General features: G+C 61.9%; 20 protein-coding genes. 17 read left to right on the top strand and 3 right to left on the bottom strand.

Annotated elements, in window-relative coordinates:
• Positions 1 to 114 precede the first annotated feature (114 nt).
• From LA343_RS00945 to LA343_RS00905, 9 genes are all read left to right on the top strand, one after another.
• Positions 115 to 435 carry a hypothetical protein gene (locus LA343_RS00945; RefSeq protein ID WP_025403691.1) on the top strand — a complete coding sequence of 107 codons (321 nt, stop codon included), beginning with the start codon at positions 115 to 117 and terminating at the stop codon, positions 433 to 435.
• Positions 436 to 751: 316 nt separating this feature from the next.
• On the top strand, positions 752 to 1,057 hold the full coding sequence (locus LA343_RS00940) for an urease subunit gamma (RefSeq protein WP_025403690.1): 306 nt from the start codon (positions 752 to 754) through the stop codon (positions 1,055 to 1,057).
• Positions 1,058 to 1,075: 18 nt separating this feature from the next.
• Entirely contained in the window at positions 1,076 to 1,849 is a 774-nt protein-coding gene (locus LA343_RS00935; protein ID WP_025403689.1) for a sirohydrochlorin chelatase family protein, read from the top strand.
• Positions 1,850 to 1,873: 24 nt separating this feature from the next.
• Complete coding sequence (locus tag LA343_RS00930) at positions 1,874 to 2,257, top strand: urease subunit beta (protein WP_025403688.1); 384 nt, start codon at positions 1,874 to 1,876, stop codon at positions 2,255 to 2,257.
• Between the two features lie 8 nt (positions 2,258 to 2,265).
• Complete coding sequence (ureC, locus tag LA343_RS00925) at positions 2,266 to 3,972, top strand: urease subunit alpha (protein WP_025403687.1); 1,707 nt, start codon at positions 2,266 to 2,268, stop codon at positions 3,970 to 3,972.
• 5 nt (positions 3,973 to 3,977) lie between these two features.
• Complete coding sequence (locus tag LA343_RS00920; RefSeq protein WP_224208256.1) at positions 3,978 to 4,886, top strand: urease accessory protein UreF; 909 nt, start codon at positions 3,978 to 3,980, stop codon at positions 4,884 to 4,886.
• Between the two features lie 73 nt (positions 4,887 to 4,959).
• Positions 4,960 to 5,583, top strand: a complete 624-nt coding sequence (gene ureG, locus LA343_RS00915; protein WP_025403685.1) for an urease accessory protein UreG — start codon at positions 4,960 to 4,962, stop codon at positions 5,581 to 5,583.
• Positions 5,583 to 6,686, top strand: a complete 1,104-nt coding sequence (locus LA343_RS00910; protein ID WP_025403684.1) for an urease accessory protein UreD — start codon at positions 5,583 to 5,585, stop codon at positions 6,684 to 6,686. The genes ureG and LA343_RS00910 overlap by 1 nt, the downstream gene beginning before the upstream one ends.
• Positions 6,687 to 7,178: 492 nt before the next feature.
• Positions 7,179 to 8,036 carry an abortive infection family protein gene (locus LA343_RS00905; protein ID WP_025403683.1) on the top strand — a complete coding sequence of 286 codons (858 nt, stop codon included), beginning with the start codon at positions 7,179 to 7,181 and terminating at the stop codon, positions 8,034 to 8,036.
• Positions 8,037 to 8,266: 230 nt separating this feature from the next.
• Here LA343_RS00905 and LA343_RS00900 read toward each other — a convergent pair whose 3' ends face one another.
• Complete coding sequence (locus tag LA343_RS00900; RefSeq protein ID WP_147362861.1) at positions 8,267 to 9,034, bottom strand: hypothetical protein; 768 nt, start codon at positions 9,032 to 9,034, stop codon at positions 8,267 to 8,269.
• A 126-nt stretch (positions 9,035 to 9,160) separates the two neighbouring features.
• Entirely contained in the window at positions 9,161 to 9,352 is a 192-nt protein-coding gene (locus LA343_RS00895) for a hypothetical protein (protein ID WP_144084528.1), read from the bottom strand.
• 289 nt (positions 9,353 to 9,641) lie between these two features.
• On the opposite strand from LA343_RS00895, the gene LA343_RS00890 reads away from it, so the two are divergent.
• The 8 genes from LA343_RS00890 to deoC all read left to right on the top strand — a co-directional run bounded on the left by LA343_RS00890 (position 9,642) and on the right by deoC (position 18,280).
• Complete coding sequence (locus LA343_RS00890; RefSeq protein ID WP_025403681.1) at positions 9,642 to 11,408, top strand: purine-cytosine permease family protein; 1,767 nt, start codon at positions 9,642 to 9,644, stop codon at positions 11,406 to 11,408.
• Positions 11,409 to 12,021: 613 nt separating this feature from the next.
• Complete coding sequence (locus LA343_RS00885) at positions 12,022 to 12,336, top strand: hypothetical protein (protein WP_025403680.1); 315 nt, start codon at positions 12,022 to 12,024, stop codon at positions 12,334 to 12,336.
• Positions 12,333 to 12,998 (top strand): SGNH/GDSL hydrolase family protein, encoded by a 666-nt coding sequence (locus LA343_RS00880; protein ID WP_025403679.1) that lies wholly within the window; start codon positions 12,333 to 12,335, stop codon positions 12,996 to 12,998. The genes LA343_RS00885 and LA343_RS00880 overlap by 4 nt, the downstream gene beginning before the upstream one ends.
• Positions 12,999 to 13,171: 173 nt before the next feature.
• The gene (locus tag LA343_RS00875; RefSeq protein WP_025403678.1) at positions 13,172 to 14,842 is read left to right on the top strand and encodes an AMP-binding protein; all 1,671 of its coding nucleotides are present in this window, start codon (positions 13,172 to 13,174) and stop codon (positions 14,840 to 14,842) included.
• A 104-nt stretch (positions 14,843 to 14,946) separates the two neighbouring features.
• The gene (locus LA343_RS00870; RefSeq protein ID WP_025403677.1) at positions 14,947 to 15,834 is read left to right on the top strand and encodes a 3-hydroxyacyl-CoA dehydrogenase NAD-binding domain-containing protein; all 888 of its coding nucleotides are present in this window, start codon (positions 14,947 to 14,949) and stop codon (positions 15,832 to 15,834) included.
• 54 nt (positions 15,835 to 15,888) lie between these two features.
• Positions 15,889 to 17,220, top strand: a complete 1,332-nt coding sequence (locus LA343_RS00865) for a DUF445 domain-containing protein (RefSeq protein ID WP_025403676.1) — start codon at positions 15,889 to 15,891, stop codon at positions 17,218 to 17,220.
• Positions 17,221 to 17,225: 5 nt separating this feature from the next.
• The gene (locus LA343_RS00860; RefSeq protein ID WP_025403675.1) at positions 17,226 to 17,540 is read left to right on the top strand and encodes a DUF2516 family protein; all 315 of its coding nucleotides are present in this window, start codon (positions 17,226 to 17,228) and stop codon (positions 17,538 to 17,540) included.
• 8 nt (positions 17,541 to 17,548) lie between these two features.
• The gene (deoC, locus tag LA343_RS00855) at positions 17,549 to 18,280 is read left to right on the top strand and encodes a deoxyribose-phosphate aldolase (RefSeq protein WP_025403674.1); all 732 of its coding nucleotides are present in this window, start codon (positions 17,549 to 17,551) and stop codon (positions 18,278 to 18,280) included.
• Between the two features lie 58 nt (positions 18,281 to 18,338).
• On the opposite strand, the gene LA343_RS00850 is transcribed toward deoC, so the two are convergent.
• Entirely contained in the window at positions 18,339 to 19,442 is a 1,104-nt protein-coding gene (locus LA343_RS00850; protein WP_182840995.1) for an LmeA family phospholipid-binding protein, read from the bottom strand.
• Between the last annotated feature and the right edge of the window lie 56 nt (positions 19,443 to 19,498).

Raw genomic sequence — 19,498 nt, 5'->3', positions numbered from 1 at the left:
TTGCATCAACAGTTGCATCGCCGTGGTTCGCCACAGATGCAGCTGTGGCACCGGCTTCACCAGCGACAACTGCTACAACAGCTATATCGGTTAAACGGAAAGTAGGGAAAGAGCATGGCTATTTCCGAGGATCTCTACATGGAGAAGTCCTACAAGGAGGGTTACGTTCCCTCTAGCTTGGACTCCCCGCACTCCTCGCTGCACCGCACGTCTACCTGGGTTGGCATGGGCCTGTGGCTTCTTGCAATCTTCGGCCTGGGCATCGTGATCTTTGGCCTGGAGACCTGGATGGATGACACCCAGGAGTACGGCTTCGAAATCATGATCGGCGGCATCATCGGCGTGGTTGTGGTCGTTGCTACCGCAATTGGCCTGATTCACGCTGGCCGCAGCAACTACCGCGCTTACGTGAAGCGCTCTGGTCGCATCCAGTAACTCTGCTGGGATCAGACTCTGCCGACCGGCATAGCTGTAGGTAGCTGCAGTAGGTAACCTCCACCGCGTAGCGCGGCACCCCGTGGGTAATGTCCACGGTTGGTGTCGCGCTGCGCTTTTTGCGCCCAGGGGTGGGCCGCCGGGGATTTCATCTGCCCGTAACACTTCACGGCCGCTTGGCTTCTAAGCTGGTATCCATATTCGACGCCACGCCACGGTCACCCCGCCTCGGGGATGCGCTCGTGCGCTGGCCATCGCGCGCGGACCAAAGCAGACAAAAGCAAACAAAAGCAGCCAGAAGCAGACGGAGGAGACGATGTCCCTAACCCCACGGGAGCTCGACAAGCTCTACATCTTCACCATGGCGGAAGTCAGCCGCCGCCGGAAGGACCGGGGGTTACAGCTCAACGTCCCAGAGGCCACGGCCATCGTCAGCGAGGCCTGCATCGAGGCCGCCCGTGACGGCAAGACCGTCGCGGAGGTCATGGAGATCGGCACCCAGGTGCTGGGGCCGGACGATGTGATGCCCGGCGTGCGCGAGCGCCTGAGCTTGGTGCAGGTGGAGGCCACGTTCCCCGATGGCACGAAGCTGGTCAGCGTGCACGACCCCATTGGCGAGTAGACGGGTGCGACAAGATCAATGACAGCATCCACGGATAAATCCCACACCATCATTCTCCACGCGGGTCCGGAAGTCCCCGAGCCGCAGAAACTCTCCGCGCTCCTCGAACTGCCGATCGCCACGACCGGCCGCGAGCTGGAGGACGTACTCCGCGCCACGTCCCCGGCGACGGCGGTGACCGTGGTGCCGATGAGTACCGGCCGAGATCTGACGTCCATCACCCAGGCGGCACAGGCGTTGCGCTGGTTCCGCGACCAGAACCCGGGCAGTTCGGTGTGCATCGCCGGCCCGGTGGTCAACGACACGTACACGATCGCCCAGTACCGTAAGCACATTCGCTCCCTCGCGTCGCAGGTGGATGGGGTGATTTTCCTGTCGCAGGCCGTTGATCCTTTCGCTGATGCCGAATTGGTTCGACGCCTCCGCCTTGCCCAGCACTATTCCGAACAGGTGTCGGTCGAGGTGGCTTTCGATGGGACGTGGCCCACGCTGGACACCACCCGAGATCGCCTCGCCCGCCTGGACTGCGATTCGGTGGCAGTGGTACGGGCAGATTTCGGTGTGGCCGGGGGAGACCAGCAGGCGTTGTTTTCACCCGGGGCGCTGCGCACTGCGGTGAGACTGGCGGCGGAGACGGCGGAGCACATGCTCCACCACGGCGATGACGGCATCGCCGCTGCGCTGCTGGCTGATCACGAGCAGGGGTTTGCGCACTCCCACGGCGATGAAGACCACGGCCACTCGCACACCCACGGCCACAGTCATCATCAGCACTCCCACCACCATCACTAGCCGGACGAAGGATTAGGACAACTCATGTCAGGCGGATACTCCCCGTACATCACGCAAGAAGGAAGCATCGAGCTCAACCCGGGCCGGCGCACCACCACCGTCACGGTGGCAAACACGGGCGACCGTGCCGTGCAGGTGGGCTCGCACTACCACTTCTTCGAGGCCAACCCGGCGCTGGACTTCCCCCGGGAGCAGGCGTGGGGCATGCACCTCAACATCCCCGCGGGCCTGGCCATCCGCTTCGAGCCCGGCGACGAGCGCGACGTTGAGCTCGTGGACTTCGGCGGGACACGCACTCTCTACGGGTTCGCCAACCTCGTCAACGGCGAACTCGATGACCCCGAGGTGAAGCAGGCAGCGCTCGAGAAGCTGGACTACTTCCTCACCGCGAACGAAGAACAGGAGTAACGGCCACCATGAGCAGCGTTGATCGCCGCCGATACGCGGACATCTACGGCCCCGCCACCGGCGACCTCGTGCAGTTGGCGGATACGAACCTGCGCATCCGCATCGAGAAGGACCTTTCTGCGGGCACTGTCGGCGATGAGTCCGTCTACGGCGGCGGCAAGGCCGTGCGCGACGGCATGGCCCAGGACCCAACGGCAACCGATCCACTGGATACCGTCATCGTCGGAGCCATCGTGGCCGACCCGATCCTGGGCATCATCAAGGCCGATGTGGGGATTAAGGATGGCCGCATTGCTGGCGTCGGAAAAGCGGGAAACCCCCACACCCAAGATGGCGTGGACATGCTCATCGGCCCCGGCACGGAGGTGATCGCGGGGCAACACCGGATCGTCACCGCGGGTGGCGTGGACACTCACATCCACTACATCACCCCGCAGCAGGCCGAGGAGGGGCTCTCCAACGGCATCACCACGTTCTTCGGCGGCGGCACGGGACCGGCGGAAGGCACACTCGGCACCACCAGCACCCCGGGCGTGGACGGCATCGAGTTCATGCTCCGCGCCGCCGAGGGCATGCCCGTGAACACCGGGTTCCTCGGCAAGGGCACCGCCAGCCTGCCCGAGGCGCTGCGCGACCAGATCCGCGCAGGCGCAGCCGGATTGAAGGTTCACGAGGACTGGGGCGCCACGCCCGCCGCCATCGACAACGCCCTGAGTGTTTGCGACGAGATGGATGTGCAGCTTGCCGTGCACACGGACACCCTCAACGAGGGCGGGTACTTCCAATCCACCGTCCGCGCCATCGACGGCCGCGCGATCCACACCTTCCACTCCGAGGGTGCCGGTGGTGGGCACGCGCCGGATATCCTGCGGGTCACGGGCATGCCGAACGTGCTGCCCTCGTCAACGAACCCCACGCTGCCGTACACCATCAACTCGGTGGAAGAGCTGCTGGACATGGTGATGGTCTGCCACCACCTGTCCCATGACATCCCGGAGGACGTGGCCTTCGCCGATTCCCGCGTGCGCGCCGAGACCATCGCCGCAGAGACCGTGCTGCACGATATGGGCCTGATCAGCATCTTTAGCTCCGATTCGCAGGCCATGGGTCGCGTGGGCGAGTCGTGGTCGCGCGCGTTCCAGACCGCCCATCACTGCAAGGATCAGCTCGGCTCCCTCGAGGGCGACGGTGAGGATGACAACAATCGCGTGCTGCGCTACCTCGCCAAGCTCACCATCAACCCGGCCATCGCCCAAGGCATCGCCGAGCATGTGGGTTCCATCGAGGTCGGCAAGTTGGCCGACCTCGTCGTGTGGCCCATCGATTCCTTCGCCGCCAAGCCGCGCGTGGTGCTGCGGCAGGGCCGGATCTGCTGGGCGGCGATGGGCGACCCGAATGCGTCCCTGGCCACCCCGGAGCCCATTTACTACCGCCCGCAGTTCGGCAATTACGGCTCGGCATTGCAGGCCACGCGCGCCACGTTCATGTCCACGGCCGCGATTGAAGCGGGTGTGCCGGAGAAGCTGGGGCTGAACTCCCTAGTGCTGCCCGTCAAGGGCACCCGTGGCATCGGTAAGAAGGACATGGTGCACAACGACCGCTTGGCGGATATTCAGGTGGACCCCGATACTTACGAGGTGCGCGTGGACGGCCAGATCGCCACCATCGACCCCGCCGAGTCCCTCCCGCTCGCGCAACTGTTCTACCTGTTCTAGCCGCGATGTCTGATCCCGCTCATCCCGCTCATCCCGCTTATCCCGCTGAGCCTGGCCGCCCCACCGCGGCCGTGAGCACCGCCGCGCTCATGCACGCGGTGGTCTTCGGCGACTCCGCCTACCCCTCTGGGCGCTACACCCTCTCGCATGGGTTGGAGGGCTTGGTGCAACGCGGCCGCGTTCACGGCGTGAGTCAGTGCACGGATGCGCTGCTGGATCACCTGCGCATCACGGCCGCCCCCGGTGACGGAGTTGCCACCGCCGTGGCCACGATGATTGCCCTTTCGGTTCCTCCATACGCCGACGCCACCCCGCGCCCCCACCACCCCCAGTCCGTCGATCGGGCCATCCAGTTGGTGGAGTACCTGGATGCGGAACTGGAGGCGATGAAAGTCACCCAGGAACTGCGCAAAGCCTCGACCCGCGTGGGCCGGCAGACGCTGCAGGTGCATGCGCAGGTGGCCGATGCGCTGGGCCAGGACCAGGACGCACCGAGCTCGGACGACCGCGGCGCTTCCGGTGCAGCCCACGTGCTCGCCGCCTACTCGCAGCGCGCCCGCAACCGAGATGTCCCCGGTAGCCAGGCCGTGGCCCTGGGGCTCATCCACGCCACCCAAGGCCTAGACGCCGAACAGGCCGTGGCAGTGGAACTCACCGGCCTCGCAGTGGGCTGGTCCAGCGCGGCGCTGCGGCTCAGCCAGTGCGATCACATCGGCGCGCAAGCGATGGTCGCCCGAGCGATACCGCTCATCGCGGAGCTGGCCGCCCAGTGCGCGGAGCACGCCGACGAGTTATTGGACGCGGCGGATCCCGGCGACCCGCGCAGCTTTGCCACACTCGGCAGATCAAGCCCGGGACTGGATATCGCTTCCGCCCAACACCAGATCGCCCCGGCTCGCCTGTTTATGAGTTGAGGTGGGGCGCGTGGTGGCGTCGGGAAAAAGAAACACCAATGACCAGCGACAACAACGGATACAGGAGAACACCATGACCAACCCAGTGACACTGCGCATCGGCATCGGCGGGCCCGTCGGCAGCGGCAAGACCGCGCTCATCGAGGCGCTCGTGCCGAAGTTCATCGAGGCCGGGCGGAACGTCGGCGTCATCACCAACGACATTTACACGCAGGAGGACGCGCAGCACATCCGCCGCCACCTGGATGGCGTGGTGCCCGCCGATCACATCATTGGTGTGGAGACCGGCAGCTGCCCGCACACCGCGGTGCGCGATGACCCCACGATGAACCTCATGGCGGCCGCCGACCTGCTGGACGAGCACCCCGAGGTGGACACGCTGTTCTTCGAATCGGGTGGCGATAACCTCACGCTGACTTTTAGCCCGGCGCTCGTGGACGTGTTCGTGTTCGTGCTGGACACCGCGGAGGGGGACAAGATGCCACGCAAGCGCGGGCCCGGGATCACGGACTCGCACATCCTGGTGATCAACAAGGTGGATATCGCCCAGTATGTGCGCTGCGACCTGGAGCGGATGCACGCTGATGCGCAGGACGTGCGCGGCGGTAAGCCGGTGGTGCTGACCAATAGTTTGGAGGGAACCGGCATCGACGAGCTGGTCGCGGCGCTGGAGGGCTTCCGCGCCGGGGGTCAGTAATGGCCGATCGGCTGGACCCGTCAGCGCTGACGCCGCCGATTCCGCCTGAGCTGCGGCGGATCGTGGGGGCTGGCGCTGGTGCTGGTGCTGGGGATGGTGCTGGTGTGGCCAGCGGCGATGGCGTGACCAGTGGCGTGCGTGGCGTGGGCCAACCGGGCAAGGTTGGGTTGCTGCAGGCGCAGCTGGTCGCCGGGAGCAGTGGCCGCACGGGGTTGCGCGGGCGGTTCGCCAAGGCGCCGCTGAGCGTGTCTCGGCCCTTATATATCGACGCCACCAGACCGCACCACGCCTACCTCTACACTCGGACGACCGGGGGTGGGCTGGCCGAAAATGATCGGGTGCGGCAGATCGTGGACGTGGAGGATCACGCTTGCGCGACTGTGACCACCCAGGCGGCGACGAATGTGCATCGTATGAATGCTGGGTGCGCGACCCAATGGTCCACGTTCACTGTGGGGGAAGGTGCTGTGCTGGAGTATCTGCCGGGGCACACCACGTTGTTCGCGGGAAGCCGATTGGTGCAGTCCACGGAGTTTCGCTTGGCTGCGAGTGCGACATTGCTGGCGGTGGAAACCGTGATGCTCGGGCGTTTGGCGCGGGGTGAACGCCATGCGTTCGACGCGTTCAGCCAGGGACTGCGCGTGGAGCGCGAGGGGAGGCCGTTGCTGTCTGACATCACGTGTGCCGCTGGGGCCGGGGTGTCGGGCGAGACGGAGAGCGTGACGGCAGGCGGGATGGCATCCAGCCAATCGGAGTTGCTGTTCGGACCGTGGCCGGTGTGGACCACGATGGTGGTTGTGCCACCCGTGGGGTGGGGCGATGGTGCTGCGCGAGAGCACGTGAATCGGCTGGCGGGGGAGCTGGTGAGCGCAGTGCCGGAGGAACGTGCGCCGGAGGGACAGGGAGAAACGCAGTCGGAGAAACAGGAGGAGACACAGCCGGAAACACAGTGGGGCGTGAGCACGTTAGTGGGTGATTCGGGAGTAATCGTGCGTGTTGCGGGCATGTCTACGCGGGAAGTAAACCGAGTTGTAGACGTGCTGTACGACACTGCGCGTCGAGCGGTGCTGGGCGCTGGCGCGGTGGATCTACGCACTATGTAGGGGGTGGTCGGATGACACTCCCTATCGCTAAATCTGGTCATGCAAGATGATCACTGGAGAGAAACGGATGGACGAGGCTTTGCAGCTGCTTCTAAGGCAGGTTGTGGCGTAAGCAGATCTGATTAACCAGTGCAGGACTCGCCCGAAGATCAAATCGCTACCTAGATTCGAAGCGGAAGTGCGACGTGGTTTGCAGGTGGCAGACTCGCTCGGCCCATCAGTTTCAGGTATTATCGCATCGATTTACGTTTGAATTGTGGCAAGCTTAATCAGATATCCGAACATCACAATCGTTTCCGTATATTCATCCGTGTCAAGGAGCAGAGACGTTCCCTTAAGTTGGTCGCGGATCCGGCATGATCAAAAATACAGACCATAATCTGCCAGTCCACGCTATAGCGGATAGCTTCCAAGAGGGAAAACGGGATGTAGATCTCTCTAAAACCTCTCAGAAGTCAAGATTGGATTGGATACTCAAAAAAAAGGCTTAAATTGGAATTAGTCAGTAAAAATGTTCGCGGCGCAGTCTTGACGCTAAGTCCCTACGTCAGTCCTTTCGGCGCTTGTATGAGCTGGGTAAGATATGGTTTTTTGCACCGTGATTATTCTGAACCAAACGAATTAATGCATAATCCAAACCTCTATGACTCGTTTGAGATTGGTTCAGCGCATTCCAGACAATTCGATTGGCGAGACTCGGAAGAGGCTTCCCGAGGGCTGCGTGCATTAACTCAATTCGTCCGCTATGCCAAATGCGAAGATTTTGATGATGAAAAATCATTCCGTTTGTTGCTGGAAGATCTTGAAAATGCTTGTCGGGAAGACGGATTTGAATTTATCGAGAATCCCCCAACTATTTCGCAGAGTAGGGGAATCTCAATCAGTGAGATGAATCTATCTGAGATATCGACAGTCTCGGGAATTCAGCGCAAAGTTAAGAAGCTAAACCGAGCGCTCGTGCAAGAGAAAGATAATCTTGAAGTAATCAGTTACTCAAAAGATCTAATGGAAGCTGTGGCGGGAGCAGTCCTGATGGAGCTGAATTTTCCCCAGCAGCAAGTTAGGAATATGCAAGTTGTTGAGCGGTGCAGTAAGGCGCTTTCTGAACTGGGTGTCACAAATAAGAATGGTGTTGGAAAAGTCGCCGAGGGGTTGACTTTTCTAAGAAAAGGACTTAACAAGATTACCGAAGGAGTGACTGAGATGCGCCGTGAGGACACTGACGAAGGGCATGGTATGCCGACTGAGCGATTTGTGACGGACGCTCAAGTCAACCTTGCGGTTTCGGCAGCGCTTCTTTGGTGCAACTTCTTGTTGGATAAATATCACGAGCCAAACCCTCCATTCTGATACTGATTTCGAGGATTTTGCGTGACTTGCCCTAGCTTTTTCGCTTGGTGCTTATTCGCGCATAAAATCTTGGAATTCCTAGAAAGGGCCGTGTCTTATGCTGTAGGTGATAATGCGTGACGGGGCGGTGTGGCAGCATGGGAAAGATAATACGCGCGACGATGCCCCCAATTGCGAATGTCGTCCAACGTTCGCCGACTGCAGTCCCTGAGCTTCGTTCAAGACGTGTCCTAAGCCATCCCCGGAAACCCCGCCGGAGTCAGCCACAGATGCCCGCCGACAATCGTTCGGCCTACTTTGTTTGCCGTGCTAAGGGAGGGGCGATTTGCGGGGTCGATTTCTCCCCACAGGACAGGCGTGGCGCGCCCCGACGAATCGCCGGGTGCCGTGGGGATGTCGGAGGAACGGAGACACTGGGTCAAGAGTGCCGTCGCGACAGCTGAATAGTTGTTGCCCTGCTGGGAGGGATGAATGCACTTTTCCACCATCTCCCACCCCGTCAGTCCGAAGGCGTTGTTGGGGCGGGCAGCGATGAAACCTACTATGCCCTCCGGGCAAGAAGCACTAGGTAGCTCCGGTTGTGCGGAATCCTCCGTCACCTGCAATGCGAAGAGAAGCCCAGCTTCCTCGCATTCCTCAAGCTCATGCTCATCGGAGGGCCGGGCCCACCAGCGCAAGGAAGGCACCTCCCGTTCGATCGCATCGTAAATGGCGCTGATTCCCTCGGCCGCCTCAGCTGCGTGTGCAGGAACAAGCTGGATCTGCACTCGCTTCGACGTGGTGAAAGAGGTGGTGAGATTTGTCGGGTGGTGTGCCTCCTTGGATCCGGTGGTATCGACCGGGCCGGCGAGCAGAAGCGTGTCTATGTCAGCCCTCAGCCCTAACCCAGAATCATTGATTGCTGTCGCGGTCGATTCAGGATCCGCGACGAATACCCTGACACAGCGCGGATTGAATTCTTCAAAGTAGTGCAACGGCCCCGACTCGGGGTAGGCCAACACAGCAAAGGTAGTTAGTGATGGGGGCAGATCGGTAGCAATGATGTCCACATAGCTTCGGTCAATATCTTGATCGCGGGCTCGCGACGCAGCAAGAATCCAGGGAGTGTCTTCAGATCCCGCCGTTCACAGCTGATCAGCGTGCTGAGGGCGGCCATCCAAGATCCGGTTGGCCCAGAGCATTGGATCGGACACCGTTACGGGAATCGCCGCATCGAGTTGTCCGGCGAACTCCGCGTTGTCGATACGCCATACCTCCTCGGACAGCCACTGCGTCACGGGAGCAGTGGGGTTGTCGGAGGGTAGCCATGAGCGCACAGCTGGCTACAGCCAGGGCATCACGGCTGTGCTGATTGCGTTTGCTGGCAGGGAAGACTGATGGTGCGGCATGTGAGACGGCATACAGGACAAGGTATATCGCACAGCCACCTCAATGGGGTGTGAATGTGCCTTCCTGGTGGCGTCGACCCGAAAAACCACCACACCACCCGCCAACCGTGACCGCACCAGCGGCCGTAACCGCACCGAAATTCAGGAACGAAACTAGAAACATAACTGTCACGAAACTGGCGATCAGGGGAAATATGGAAACCGTAAATTTCTCCCCATGACACCACCGACGAAGCTAGATACACCCCCGGGACCAGCGGCCCAAGCGACCGCCCCCAGCGCGGGACAAGCACCAACGACCATCGCCGGCGCCCCCAACGAGGCCCGCAACGCGAAGCAAACTAAGGGCGCGGAGGACTTCAGCCTCCGCTTCGCTCCCCGCCACTACCGCCGCTGGACCCCAGCCGTGGTGGCAGGCTCCGCACTCGGCGGCATTGCCTACCTGGCGGACTTCTCCATCGGCGCCTCCATCGGCATCCAGCACGGTACGGGCAATGCCATCGGCGGCATCCTCATCGCCGCGGTGCTCATCTTCATCAGCTCCTTCCCGCTGGCTTACTACGCCGCGCGCTACAACGTGGACTTGGACCTCATTAGCCGCGGCTCCGGATTCGGCTACATGGGCTCGATCCTCACGAACCTCATCTTCGTGTCCTTCACTTTCATCCTCTTCGCCACCGAAGGTGCGATCATGGCGCAGGGCCTCAAGGTCGGTTTCGGGCTGCCGCTGTGGGCCGGTTACCTCGTCAGCTCGCTCATGATCATCCCGCTGGTGATGTATGGCATGAAGATCCTGGCGAAGCTGCAGTCCTGGACCAACCCGCTGTGGCTGATCATGATGGTTCTGCCCCTGGCATATCTGCTGATCAAGGAGCCGGAATCCGTTTCCACCTTCATGGCCTACTCCGGCCAAAACGGCGAGGGCGTGAACTTCGCCTCCATGATGCTCGCCGCCGGCGTGTGCCTCTCCCTGACCGCGCAGATCGCGGAGAACATCGACTACCTGCGGTTCATGCCGCCCAAGACCCCTAAGAACAAGCGCAGCTGGTGGACCGCCGTGATCCTCGGTGGCCCGGGCTGGGTATTCCTGGGAGCCGCCAAGCAAATCATCGGGGTGTTCCTGGCCGTCTACATCATCGCCAACCTCAACCAGAGCACGGACATGGCTATGGAGCCGGTCAACCAGTTCCTCAGCATGTACAAGGAAATGATGCCCGGCTGGCTGGCCGTGGCGCTGGCTGTGTTCCTCGTGGTGGTCAGCCAGATTAAGATCAACGTGACTAACGCCTACTCCGGTTCCCTGGCGTGGACAAACATCTACTCCCGCACCTTCAAGCGCTACCCGGGCCGCATCACCTTCGTTGTGCTCAACGTGGGCATAGCCCTGGCGCTGATGGAGTTCAACATGTTCCAGGTGCTCGGCTTCGTGTTGAGCTTCTACTCCAATTTCGCCATCGCCTGGATCTTCACCGTGGCGGCGGACATCGTGTTCAACAAGTACCTGCTGAAGCTCTCGCCGCTGGAGCCGGAGTTCCGTCGCGGCATGCTCTACAACGTCAACCCCGTCGGTGTTGTCTCCGTACTGGCTGCTGGTGGTATCTCCGTGGCGATGTTCTTCGGAGCCTTTGGCGACGGCATCGCGGCGTTCAGCCCGCTGTTTTCCGCCATCATCGCGATCATCGTCACCCCGCTCATGGCGATCGCAACGAAGGGTCGTTACTATCTGCGCCGCTCGCACGATGGCATTGACGTGCCGATGTTCGACGAGCACGGTAACCCCACCGATCACAAGCTCACCTGCGCTATCACGGGTGAAGAGGTGGAGCGCCCGGACATGGTCGCTTCCGCCAAGACGGGCCCCAATGGCGAGACGCTCTATGTGTCCTCCCTGGCCTTGACGTTGGACACCACCGGCGAGCATGTGCTCCCGGCAGACAACAACGTTGTCCGACGCCGAACCCCGCGCCGCCGCATCGTCGAATAGGTAGGGACCGGGTCAGTGGCTCTGGGGGAGGGGCACTGACGGGATAGCTTCCCGAGCGGCTGTCGCCGACGATCGACCGTGAAACACTTTCTCTATATCTTGAGGTGGTGAAGCTACCTCAGGAGGAGGTGATTCGCGGTCGATTTTTCTGTGATCTACAACACCATGGGATCTGATACCGATGGCGAGTCTTGGCAGGGGCCCCGTTCAATAGATGAAAAACATTAATAAAACATAAGAAGAAAATTCATAATTCTTTGTTTGTGATCAGAGGCGTGGTGTATCCGAGAGTGTCGAGGGGGGGGCGATAGGGATTGGGCGGTAATGGTCTTTGACCTGCTGGTTTAGCGAATATTCTCGAGGATATATTGCAGCCGTGCGGCGGGCGAACAAACAAATTGTTTGGCAAAATAGTTTCAGTTTTGCATCTAGGTTCAGGAAAGCTAAATGGCACGTCATGCAGCATCTATGGCCTCAGTGAGATGCAGAAAATCAGTTGGGAAAGCGATTCTTGCGGACTATTCTTATTCGGGTCTGGATAAGGCCGTAAAAGGCCACGTTGAAAACTGAACAGAATAACTGCATGTGCATCACTTCTGGAAGGGAGCATTACATGACGATTCGCACCACGGGTTCTCGCTTCAAGGCACCACTCGCCGCAGCCGCAACGGCAGCCACCCTCGCACTGGGTGTTGCAGGCCTGGCCGCCCCCACCGCCTCCGCCGCTGAGCCACACAACCTGGTCACCTTCGGCGACTCGTACCTGTCCAACCCGACCCCCGCAGAAACCGTGGGCGCGAAGGTGCGCGCCAGCGCCGAAGCGGCCGCTATCCCGCTGGATAACCCCATCGGCGCCAACCTCACCCAGTACTCCCCCACGGCTGCGGCCAGTCTCCCACGAATGCTCCTCGCCAGATCGGCCAGATGAAGAACCTCGAGGTGCGCGACTACTCCTGCCCGGGTGCCATGGCTTACGTCAAGGGCGGCCCCTCCGCAACCCTGGACGGCGAAATCAACAACGCCCTCAACGACCACGCCCTGAACGCTGACACCAGCAACGTGGTCATCCAGTTCGGTTTCAACGATTCCTACACCTGGCTGTCCCAGCAGGTCGCCGCCCGCGGTCTGCCGGACATGCTCCTCTCCCTCCCACAGCGCTACGACGAGCAGCGCGTGCTGTGGACCAACGCGATGAACGCCGCGATCGACCGCATCAAGCAGGCGGCCCCGAACGCCAAGATCACCATCGCCGACTACCCCACGATCTCCAAGACGGAGACTGCCGAGCAGTGCCTCGTCCACGTTGAGATGCTCCCGGGCGATATCGGAATCCCCGCATTCTGGATCCGCGATGCCGAGGTCAACATCCACAACTGGGCCAAGGACCTCGTCAACGCTCGCGCGAAGGACAACGTTGTGTTCGCCGACATCCGCGATAGCACCGAAGGCACCGGCGAATGCGCCCCCGACGATCGTCGCATGATCGCCGGTGTCATCGACACCACCAACGTGTCCGGCTACAACCTGCCTGTTCACATGACCAACAACGGCGTCGCCCACACGGCCAAGGTCATCGCCGGCACGTTCTAGGAACCTCGTCTTCAAGGCGTTCTAGAGACGCCCTAGAGACAACGTTCCTCGCCGGGGCGACGGGCCTAACTCGTCGCCCCGCTCTTTTGGCCTGCTCAGCTGGTCTTTTTCGCTGCCCAGCTGGCCTGCCTGCTGCCTCGTCACACACCGACTCCCGAAGTGAAGATCCCACCATGCATAAGCACAACACCTACGTCTCTGCCCAGCTCAACGTCAGCCAGATGCTGAAATCCCTCAAGCCCCTCATGCGTGCGGGCGTGATCCGCACCGGCGGGCTCAAGGAGTCCAAGACTCTCATCGGGGCGACGAACCGATGGGGCATGTCCCTGGCAGCCCTCGTGGAGACCGGTGCAGCATCGTACCCAGACCGCACCGCCATCATCGACGATGACGGGTCCCTGACCTTCACCGAAGTTCGCGACCAAGGTCGCGCACTCGCCAAGAGCCTGCGCTCCCTGTCCACCGCAGATGGCTCGGACCTGCGCTCGATGTCGCTGATCGTCCGCAACAGCCGCTACATGATGCTGGGCCTGATCGCTGCCGCCTACAACGGCATGGAAACCAAGATCCTCAACCCGGCATCGTCCCTAACCCAGCTGCAGAACATCGCTCTGGAATACCCCAGCGATGCCACGCTCATCGATGCCGAGTTCACGGACGTCATCGCCGGGCTCGACGTAGAGAACAAGATCATCACCGCTGAGTCTTCTGCACCCGAGGATGCCGATGCCCCCAGCGTCGCTGGTTACGCCCGCGCCTCCGACCTCATCGAACGCGGCGCAACCGAGTACCGCAACGTCGCGCTGCCCAAGCACCCGAAGCAGCAGCCGACCGTCATCATGTCCTCCGGAACCCGCGGTGTACCGAAGGCCGTCATGCTGCCCGTTCCCAAGACCCCAAAGGTGCTGGGCAGCATCCTCGACAAGATCCCCTTCCGCCGCAACGACGTGATCCAGCTGTCGGTATCCATGTTCCACGCCTGGGGCTGGCTCAACCTCCACATCGGCTTGGCCACCGGCTCCACCCTCATCACTCACCGGATCATCGAACCCGTCCGCGACGCCGCCGAGATGGAGAAGTACCGCGTCACCGCGATCATCTCTGCAGCCGTGTACCTCCGCGACTTGCTCGACGAGGTGGAAAAGACCGGCGCCGATGCCTCCACCGTCCGCTTCATCGTCTCCGCCGGCAACGCCATCCCGCCGGAGCTGGTGTTCCACCTCAACAAGCGCTTCGGCGACGGCAAGGGCGTGGTGCACAACTTCTACGGCTCCACCGAGCACGGCCAGATCACCGTGGCCACCGCCGAGGACATGCTGGATGATCCCACCACCGCCGGTCGCCCCGGCCCCGGCGTGCGCCTGGCGATCATCGGCGAGGACAATCAGCCGGTCGCGCCCGGCGAAACCGGCGTGATTTACTCCTCCAACTCCATGACCTCCGTCGGCTACCTGTCCGATTCCGACTCCACCGATGTGGTCGATGGCATGCTCTCCACCGGCGACAAAGGCTTCGTGGACGCCAAGGGCCGGCTCTACGTGGGCAGCCGCGCAGACGACATGGTCATCCGCGGCGGCGAGAACATCCACCCGCGCGTCATCGAGGAGTTCCTGCTCACCCTGCCGCAGATCGATGACGTCTTCGTCATCGGCAATCAGGATGACATCGTCGCAAAGCTCACCGCCTACATCATCGAGGCCGAGGAGATCACCGATGAGGACCTCAACAACGCCGTCCTCGCCGGCGTGAGCAAGTTCAGTGCACTGGATTCCATCATCCGCGTGTCCGAACTTCCCCGGAACGATTCCGGCAAGGTTGTGCCGCGCCTGCTTCCGCAGGCCTAGCACTTCCGCAGGCTCAGCACACCCGTTCTAGCGCTCACGCGCCAGCGTGAGCATTCCACTATTCACACACGACATGTGCCCCGCTGCGGGGCAAGGAGACGGTTATGACCCAACGCATTGCAGTGATCGGTTCGGGGCTGTTGGCGTCGCAAATCGCGGCCCAAGCTATCCGGCATAATTTCCTGGTCACGGTGTATAACTACCGCAACGATTTCACCACGTTCGACCGTTACCTCGCCTGGATCGGCGGCGAGTACACGAAGTTTTTCGATACTTTCGACGCCGCCAGCTTCCGCACCAACTGTGCCGCAATCGATCGCACCGGCGACCTAGCGGAGGCCGTCAGCGGGGCGGATATCGTCATCGAATCCGCAGTGGAGGACGTGGAGACGAAGCAGCGCCTGTTTGTGGAGATCGAACGCCACGCAGCACCCGATGCACTCCTGCTGACGAACTCTTCGACCTTCCTGCCCGCTGAGATTGCCGCGCAGATGAATGCCGGTGATCGGCTGGTCTCCATGCACTTCGCCAACCTGATCTGGCGATTCAACATTGCAGAGATCATGGGGCAGGAGTCGACGGCGGCGGAGACCTTCGACCGTGCCACCACGTTTGCCGAGGACCTGGGGATGGTGCCGGCCGTGATCCGCAAACCACTGCGGGGCTACATCCTCAACTCCCTGCTCATTCCTTTCATGGACGCGGGGCTGTCTCTGCTCGCGCGCGGACACGCTAAGCCGGTGGACATCGACAAGGTGTGGAAGATCTCTACCGGGTCGGAATTCGGCCCCTTCGAGATCATTGACGTGGTGGGCTTCAACGTGGTGGTCAAGACGTTGGCGCACAACGAGGACGAGACGCTGCGTGAGCTAGGCAAGAAGTTCGCAGCGGAAATTGAGGCGGGGCATTTCGGCCGCAACTCCGGCGTGGGCTTTTATATCTACAACGCCGAGGGCGAGGTCGTCGGCGAGAACGAGACCTGGGTGCACTAGCGAGGGAAAGGCGGGAAAATCTGAGCTCAGCGCCATTAGTGCAATAATGACCAGGTGACTGATAAGCACCACTCCACCACCGAACCAGATACCAGCCCCGACCTTCTCGAGGTTCCCGGACCGGACCCGGAAACCGAGGCGCAGAAGCGTGCCGAATTGCGCAAGCACAAGGCCATCGCCACAGGCTTGCTGGTCATGGCCACGGCGATCTACATCGCTATGCGCTGGTTGGAGTTCACCGGCAACCCGGGGGCGTGGATTGGCTACGTCCGAGCGGCGAGCGAGGCCGGCATGGTGGGCGCGCTGGCGGACTGGTTCGCGGTCACGGCACTGTTCCGCCACCCGCTGCACATCCCCATTCCGCACACGGCCATCATCAAGCGCAAGAAGGATCAGGTCGGCCACGCCCTCAGCGAGTTCGTCGGCGAAAACTTCCTCAACGCCACCCTCATCAGCGAAAAGCTCCGCAAGGCGCACATCCCGCAGCGCCTCGCGGATTGGGTCGTCGACGGCGTGGGAGCAAAGCGCGTGTCGCAGGAGGCAGGCAAGCTCATTGACCTGGTGGTCAACGGCATCGCCCCCGAGGAGGCCGAGCAGGTCATCAACGCCCTGGTGATCGACAAAGTCCGCGAGCCGAACTGGGCCCCGCCGCTGGGCCGCGGCTTGGAGCAGCTCATCGAGGAAGGCCGGACCGAGCCGGTCGTCGATGCCATCGTGATTTGGCTCGACGACAAAGCCCGCAACTCCGAGGAGTTCGTGGTTCGCCTCATCGACGAGCGCACCCCCACCTGGGCGCCGCGGTTTGTCCGTGACCTCGTGGGAGACAAGGTCTACCGCGAACTGACCGCCTTCACCGCCGATGTTCGCCGCAACCCGGATCACGATGCCCGCCACCAGCTGCGCACGTTCGTCAAGCAGCTGTCGCAAGACCTCCAGCATGACCAGGCCATGATCGATCGCGTGGAGCGCTTCAAGGATGACATTATGGATTCCACTCCCGTCCGCGCCCTGCCGGGGCGCATGTGGGAGGCCATCCGTTCCACCTTGACCACCATGGCTCGCGATCCGGAGTCCGTGCTGCGCACCCGCATCGCCACGTGGGTGGAGGACTTTGGCCGCCGCGTGCAAAACGAACCGGAGTTGCAGCGCTCCTTGGACCAGCGCATCGTCAATTCCGCCAGCTACCTTGCGGATAACTACGCCGGGGAAGTCACCAGCATCATCGGCGAGACGGTGGAGCGGTGGGATGGCCAAGAGGCCAGCGATCGCATCGAATTGTTGGTCGGCAAGGACCTGCAGTTCATCCGCGTTAACGGTACTTTGGTGGGCGCCTTGGCGGGCCTAGCGATTTACACTCTGACAGAATTCATTTTCGCGATAGCATAGCCATTATGAATGCAGTCTTGTTGGTCGTTAGTGGAGCCTACTTCTACCTCAATCTCTTCCTCGGCTTTGTTGTGCTCGCGTTGGCGATCATCGGCTTGATCCAGCTTGCGAGCACGAGAAATGATGCGTTTACCGTGATCGACAGGAAGAAGGAGAACTGGCTCATGCTCCTCGGCGGCGCGAGTGCCCTGGGGCTGCTCAGCTTGTTTGTGAACATGGAGCTGCTGTGGGTCATCGCCGCAGTCATCGTGGGCATTTACTGGCAAGATATCCGCCCGGCGATCAAGGATGTGTTGGGTAACGCCAGCGGTTCGTGGTGACGCCACCGATGGAAGCTTCTGCTCTGTCCCGCGATCAGGTGGCAGCGGCGATCGACTCCACGTTGCTGGCGCCGGAAGCTACTCGCCAACAGGTCGCTGACCTCATCGGCGAAGCCGAGCAGCTGGGGTGTGGGGCGGTGTGCGTGTCGCCGTCGATGTTGCCGGTCGGTTCTCTCTTTTCCTCCGACGCCACCCTACGGCTCGCGACTGTCTGCGGGTTTCCCAGCGGGAAGCACGCGAGCTTGGTCAAAGCCACGGAGGCACGGTGGGCAGTGGAACAGGGAGCCCACGACATCAACGTGATGGTGGATCTCGCCGCTGCCGTGGCGGGGGATACCTCGGCGCTCATCTCTGAGCTCATGACCATCCGCGAGGCCGTGCCGAAGCCGGTGGTGCTCTCGGTGATCGTGGAGTCTGCTGTGCTGGGCGAGCAGCAGCTGCGCACCGCAGTGCGGACGTGTGCCCAGGTGGGGGCCGACTACGTAAAAACCTCCACGGGCTTTCACCCGGCGGGTGGGGCGACCGTGGAGGCGGTGCGGATCATGGCCGACGAGCTGCGGAGCATGGGAGTGCTCGCGCCGTTCGGCGTGGATGATCAGTCTCGTCAGGCGGCGGGCCTGGTGGGCATCAAAGCGTCCGGGGGAATCCGCGACTGGGATCCTGCAGTGGCCATGATCGCGGCGGGGGCCACGCGGCTGGGCGTTTCCCACGCCGGCGCGATCGTTCCCCGGGAAGCGTAGCGGCTGCGGTGTAGAGCGGTCTACAGCGCACTTTGACGCCTACGAAGAGTTCCTAGGCCTACGAAGAGCCCACGGCTCCGGACTGGTCGTAGGGATTCGGGGTGGGAGTGCTCTGCGCACGCTGGGCTGGCTGATTGCCAGCCTGCTCGTCGAAGGCCTTGCCGACCTCGTTCATGTCCACGTTGGTTCCATGCAGGGTGACCTCCAGGCCGGTTTGGGTCACCGAGACCTTCTCGAAGTTCAGCCCACCCACGGCGGCAACGGTGGTGCCTGCCAGCGAGCCCTTGAGCTGATCGACGAACTGCTGCGGCAGGTTTTGCCCGAGGATCTGCGCGCTATCCATGTCGAACATCAGATTGCCGTTGGATACGACCGGCTTCATCTGCAACGTAGCCAGGCCGCCGCCAATCTGGAACTCCATGGTCTGGCGCTCCAGGTTGGGCTGAATATCCGTCACGCGGAGCAGGCCGGAGAGGAACCCGAGATCGCCCGTGCTCTGCTCAGTGCTCTTCTGCGCCTGCGCCAGCATCAGGTCGTTGGGGACCGACGTATCGATGGTGACTTCGCCCATCGTCATATCGTCGCCGTTGTCGCTGGGCTTGAGATTGTGCGCGTCGATGTGGACGGCAGGGTAACCCTTGACGATGGGCTTGGACTTATCGGCATCCTGGTAGGAGATGTTCAAGGTGGAAGGCAGCTGCAGATCCATCGAGCCGATCGTGCCGGTCACCAGCGCGAGCAGCACCGGGGAGGAGCCGAAGCTCACCTTGGGATCGGATTCGATCTGGGTGCCGTTCTTCTGCGCCTCTTCCTTCACCGAATTCGTGATCTGGTTGGCGAAGTAGGTGCGGGCACCGAACTCGCCCAGCCCGAGCAGCACAACGATGACGGCGATGACCGCGAGCGCGATCTTCCAGCCCTTGCCTGAGCCCTTACCCGATTTCTTAGGGGAGCCCTGGCCCGCGCCCTGCGGCGTGCCCCAGCCACTGGGGCCGGGCTGACCGGTCTGACCGGGCTGGCTCGGGTAAGCCAGAGTGTGGTTCTGGTCATCGGCGCTGTGATTGCCATATCCGCCGGTGCTGCCGGTGCCGCCCTGGTTGCCCTGGGAGCCGCCGCCGGGCCAGCCTGAAGATGATGGAGGGGTGTTGTTGGAGTTCGTCACCTGCACCAGTTTTCCGCAAAACCGCCACCCGCGCCAAGTCTTGCACCGGAAAATCG

Origin of the sequence: Corynebacterium falsenii (genome assembly GCF_020099275.1) — a bacterium.
Taxonomy (GTDB): domain Bacteria; phylum Actinomycetota; class Actinomycetes; order Mycobacteriales; family Mycobacteriaceae; genus Corynebacterium; species Corynebacterium falsenii.
This window is presented reverse-complemented; position numbering and strand designations above follow the sequence as displayed.

Excerpts from the sequence above, each read along its gene's own strand:
- LA343_RS00940 (WP_025403690.1), top strand. The coding sequence starts at position 752 with ATGTCCCTAACCCCACGGGAGCTCGACAAGCTCTACATCTTCACCATG.
- LA343_RS00935 (WP_025403689.1), top strand. The coding sequence starts at position 1,076 with ATGACAGCATCCACGGATAAATCCCACACCATCATTCTCCACGCGGGT.
- LA343_RS00930 (WP_025403688.1), top strand. The coding sequence starts at position 1,874 with ATGTCAGGCGGATACTCCCCGTACATCACGCAAGAAGGAAGCATCGAG.
- deoC (WP_025403674.1), top strand. The coding sequence starts at position 17,549 with ATGGAAGCTTCTGCTCTGTCCCGCGATCAGGTGGCAGCGGCGATCGAC.
- LA343_RS00945 (WP_025403691.1), top strand. The coding sequence starts at position 115 with ATGGCTATTTCCGAGGATCTCTACATGGAGAAGTCCTACAAGGAGGGT.
- LA343_RS00910 (WP_025403684.1), top strand. The coding sequence starts at position 5,583 with ATGGCCGATCGGCTGGACCCGTCAGCGCTGACGCCGCCGATTCCGCCT.
- LA343_RS00890 (WP_025403681.1), top strand. The coding sequence starts at position 9,642 with ATGACACCACCGACGAAGCTAGATACACCCCCGGGACCAGCGGCCCAA.
- LA343_RS00870 (WP_025403677.1), top strand. The coding sequence starts at position 14,947 with ATGACCCAACGCATTGCAGTGATCGGTTCGGGGCTGTTGGCGTCGCAA.
- LA343_RS00880 (WP_025403679.1), top strand. The coding sequence starts at position 12,333 with ATGAAGAACCTCGAGGTGCGCGACTACTCCTGCCCGGGTGCCATGGCT.
- LA343_RS00875 (WP_025403678.1), top strand. The coding sequence starts at position 13,172 with ATGCATAAGCACAACACCTACGTCTCTGCCCAGCTCAACGTCAGCCAG.
- ureG (WP_025403685.1), top strand. The coding sequence starts at position 4,960 with ATGACCAACCCAGTGACACTGCGCATCGGCATCGGCGGGCCCGTCGGC.
- LA343_RS00860 (WP_025403675.1), top strand. The coding sequence starts at position 17,226 with ATGAATGCAGTCTTGTTGGTCGTTAGTGGAGCCTACTTCTACCTCAAT.
- LA343_RS00885 (WP_025403680.1), top strand. The coding sequence starts at position 12,022 with ATGACGATTCGCACCACGGGTTCTCGCTTCAAGGCACCACTCGCCGCA.
- ureC (WP_025403687.1), top strand. The coding sequence starts at position 2,266 with ATGAGCAGCGTTGATCGCCGCCGATACGCGGACATCTACGGCCCCGCC.
- LA343_RS00920 (WP_224208256.1), top strand. The coding sequence starts at position 3,978 with ATGTCTGATCCCGCTCATCCCGCTCATCCCGCTTATCCCGCTGAGCCT.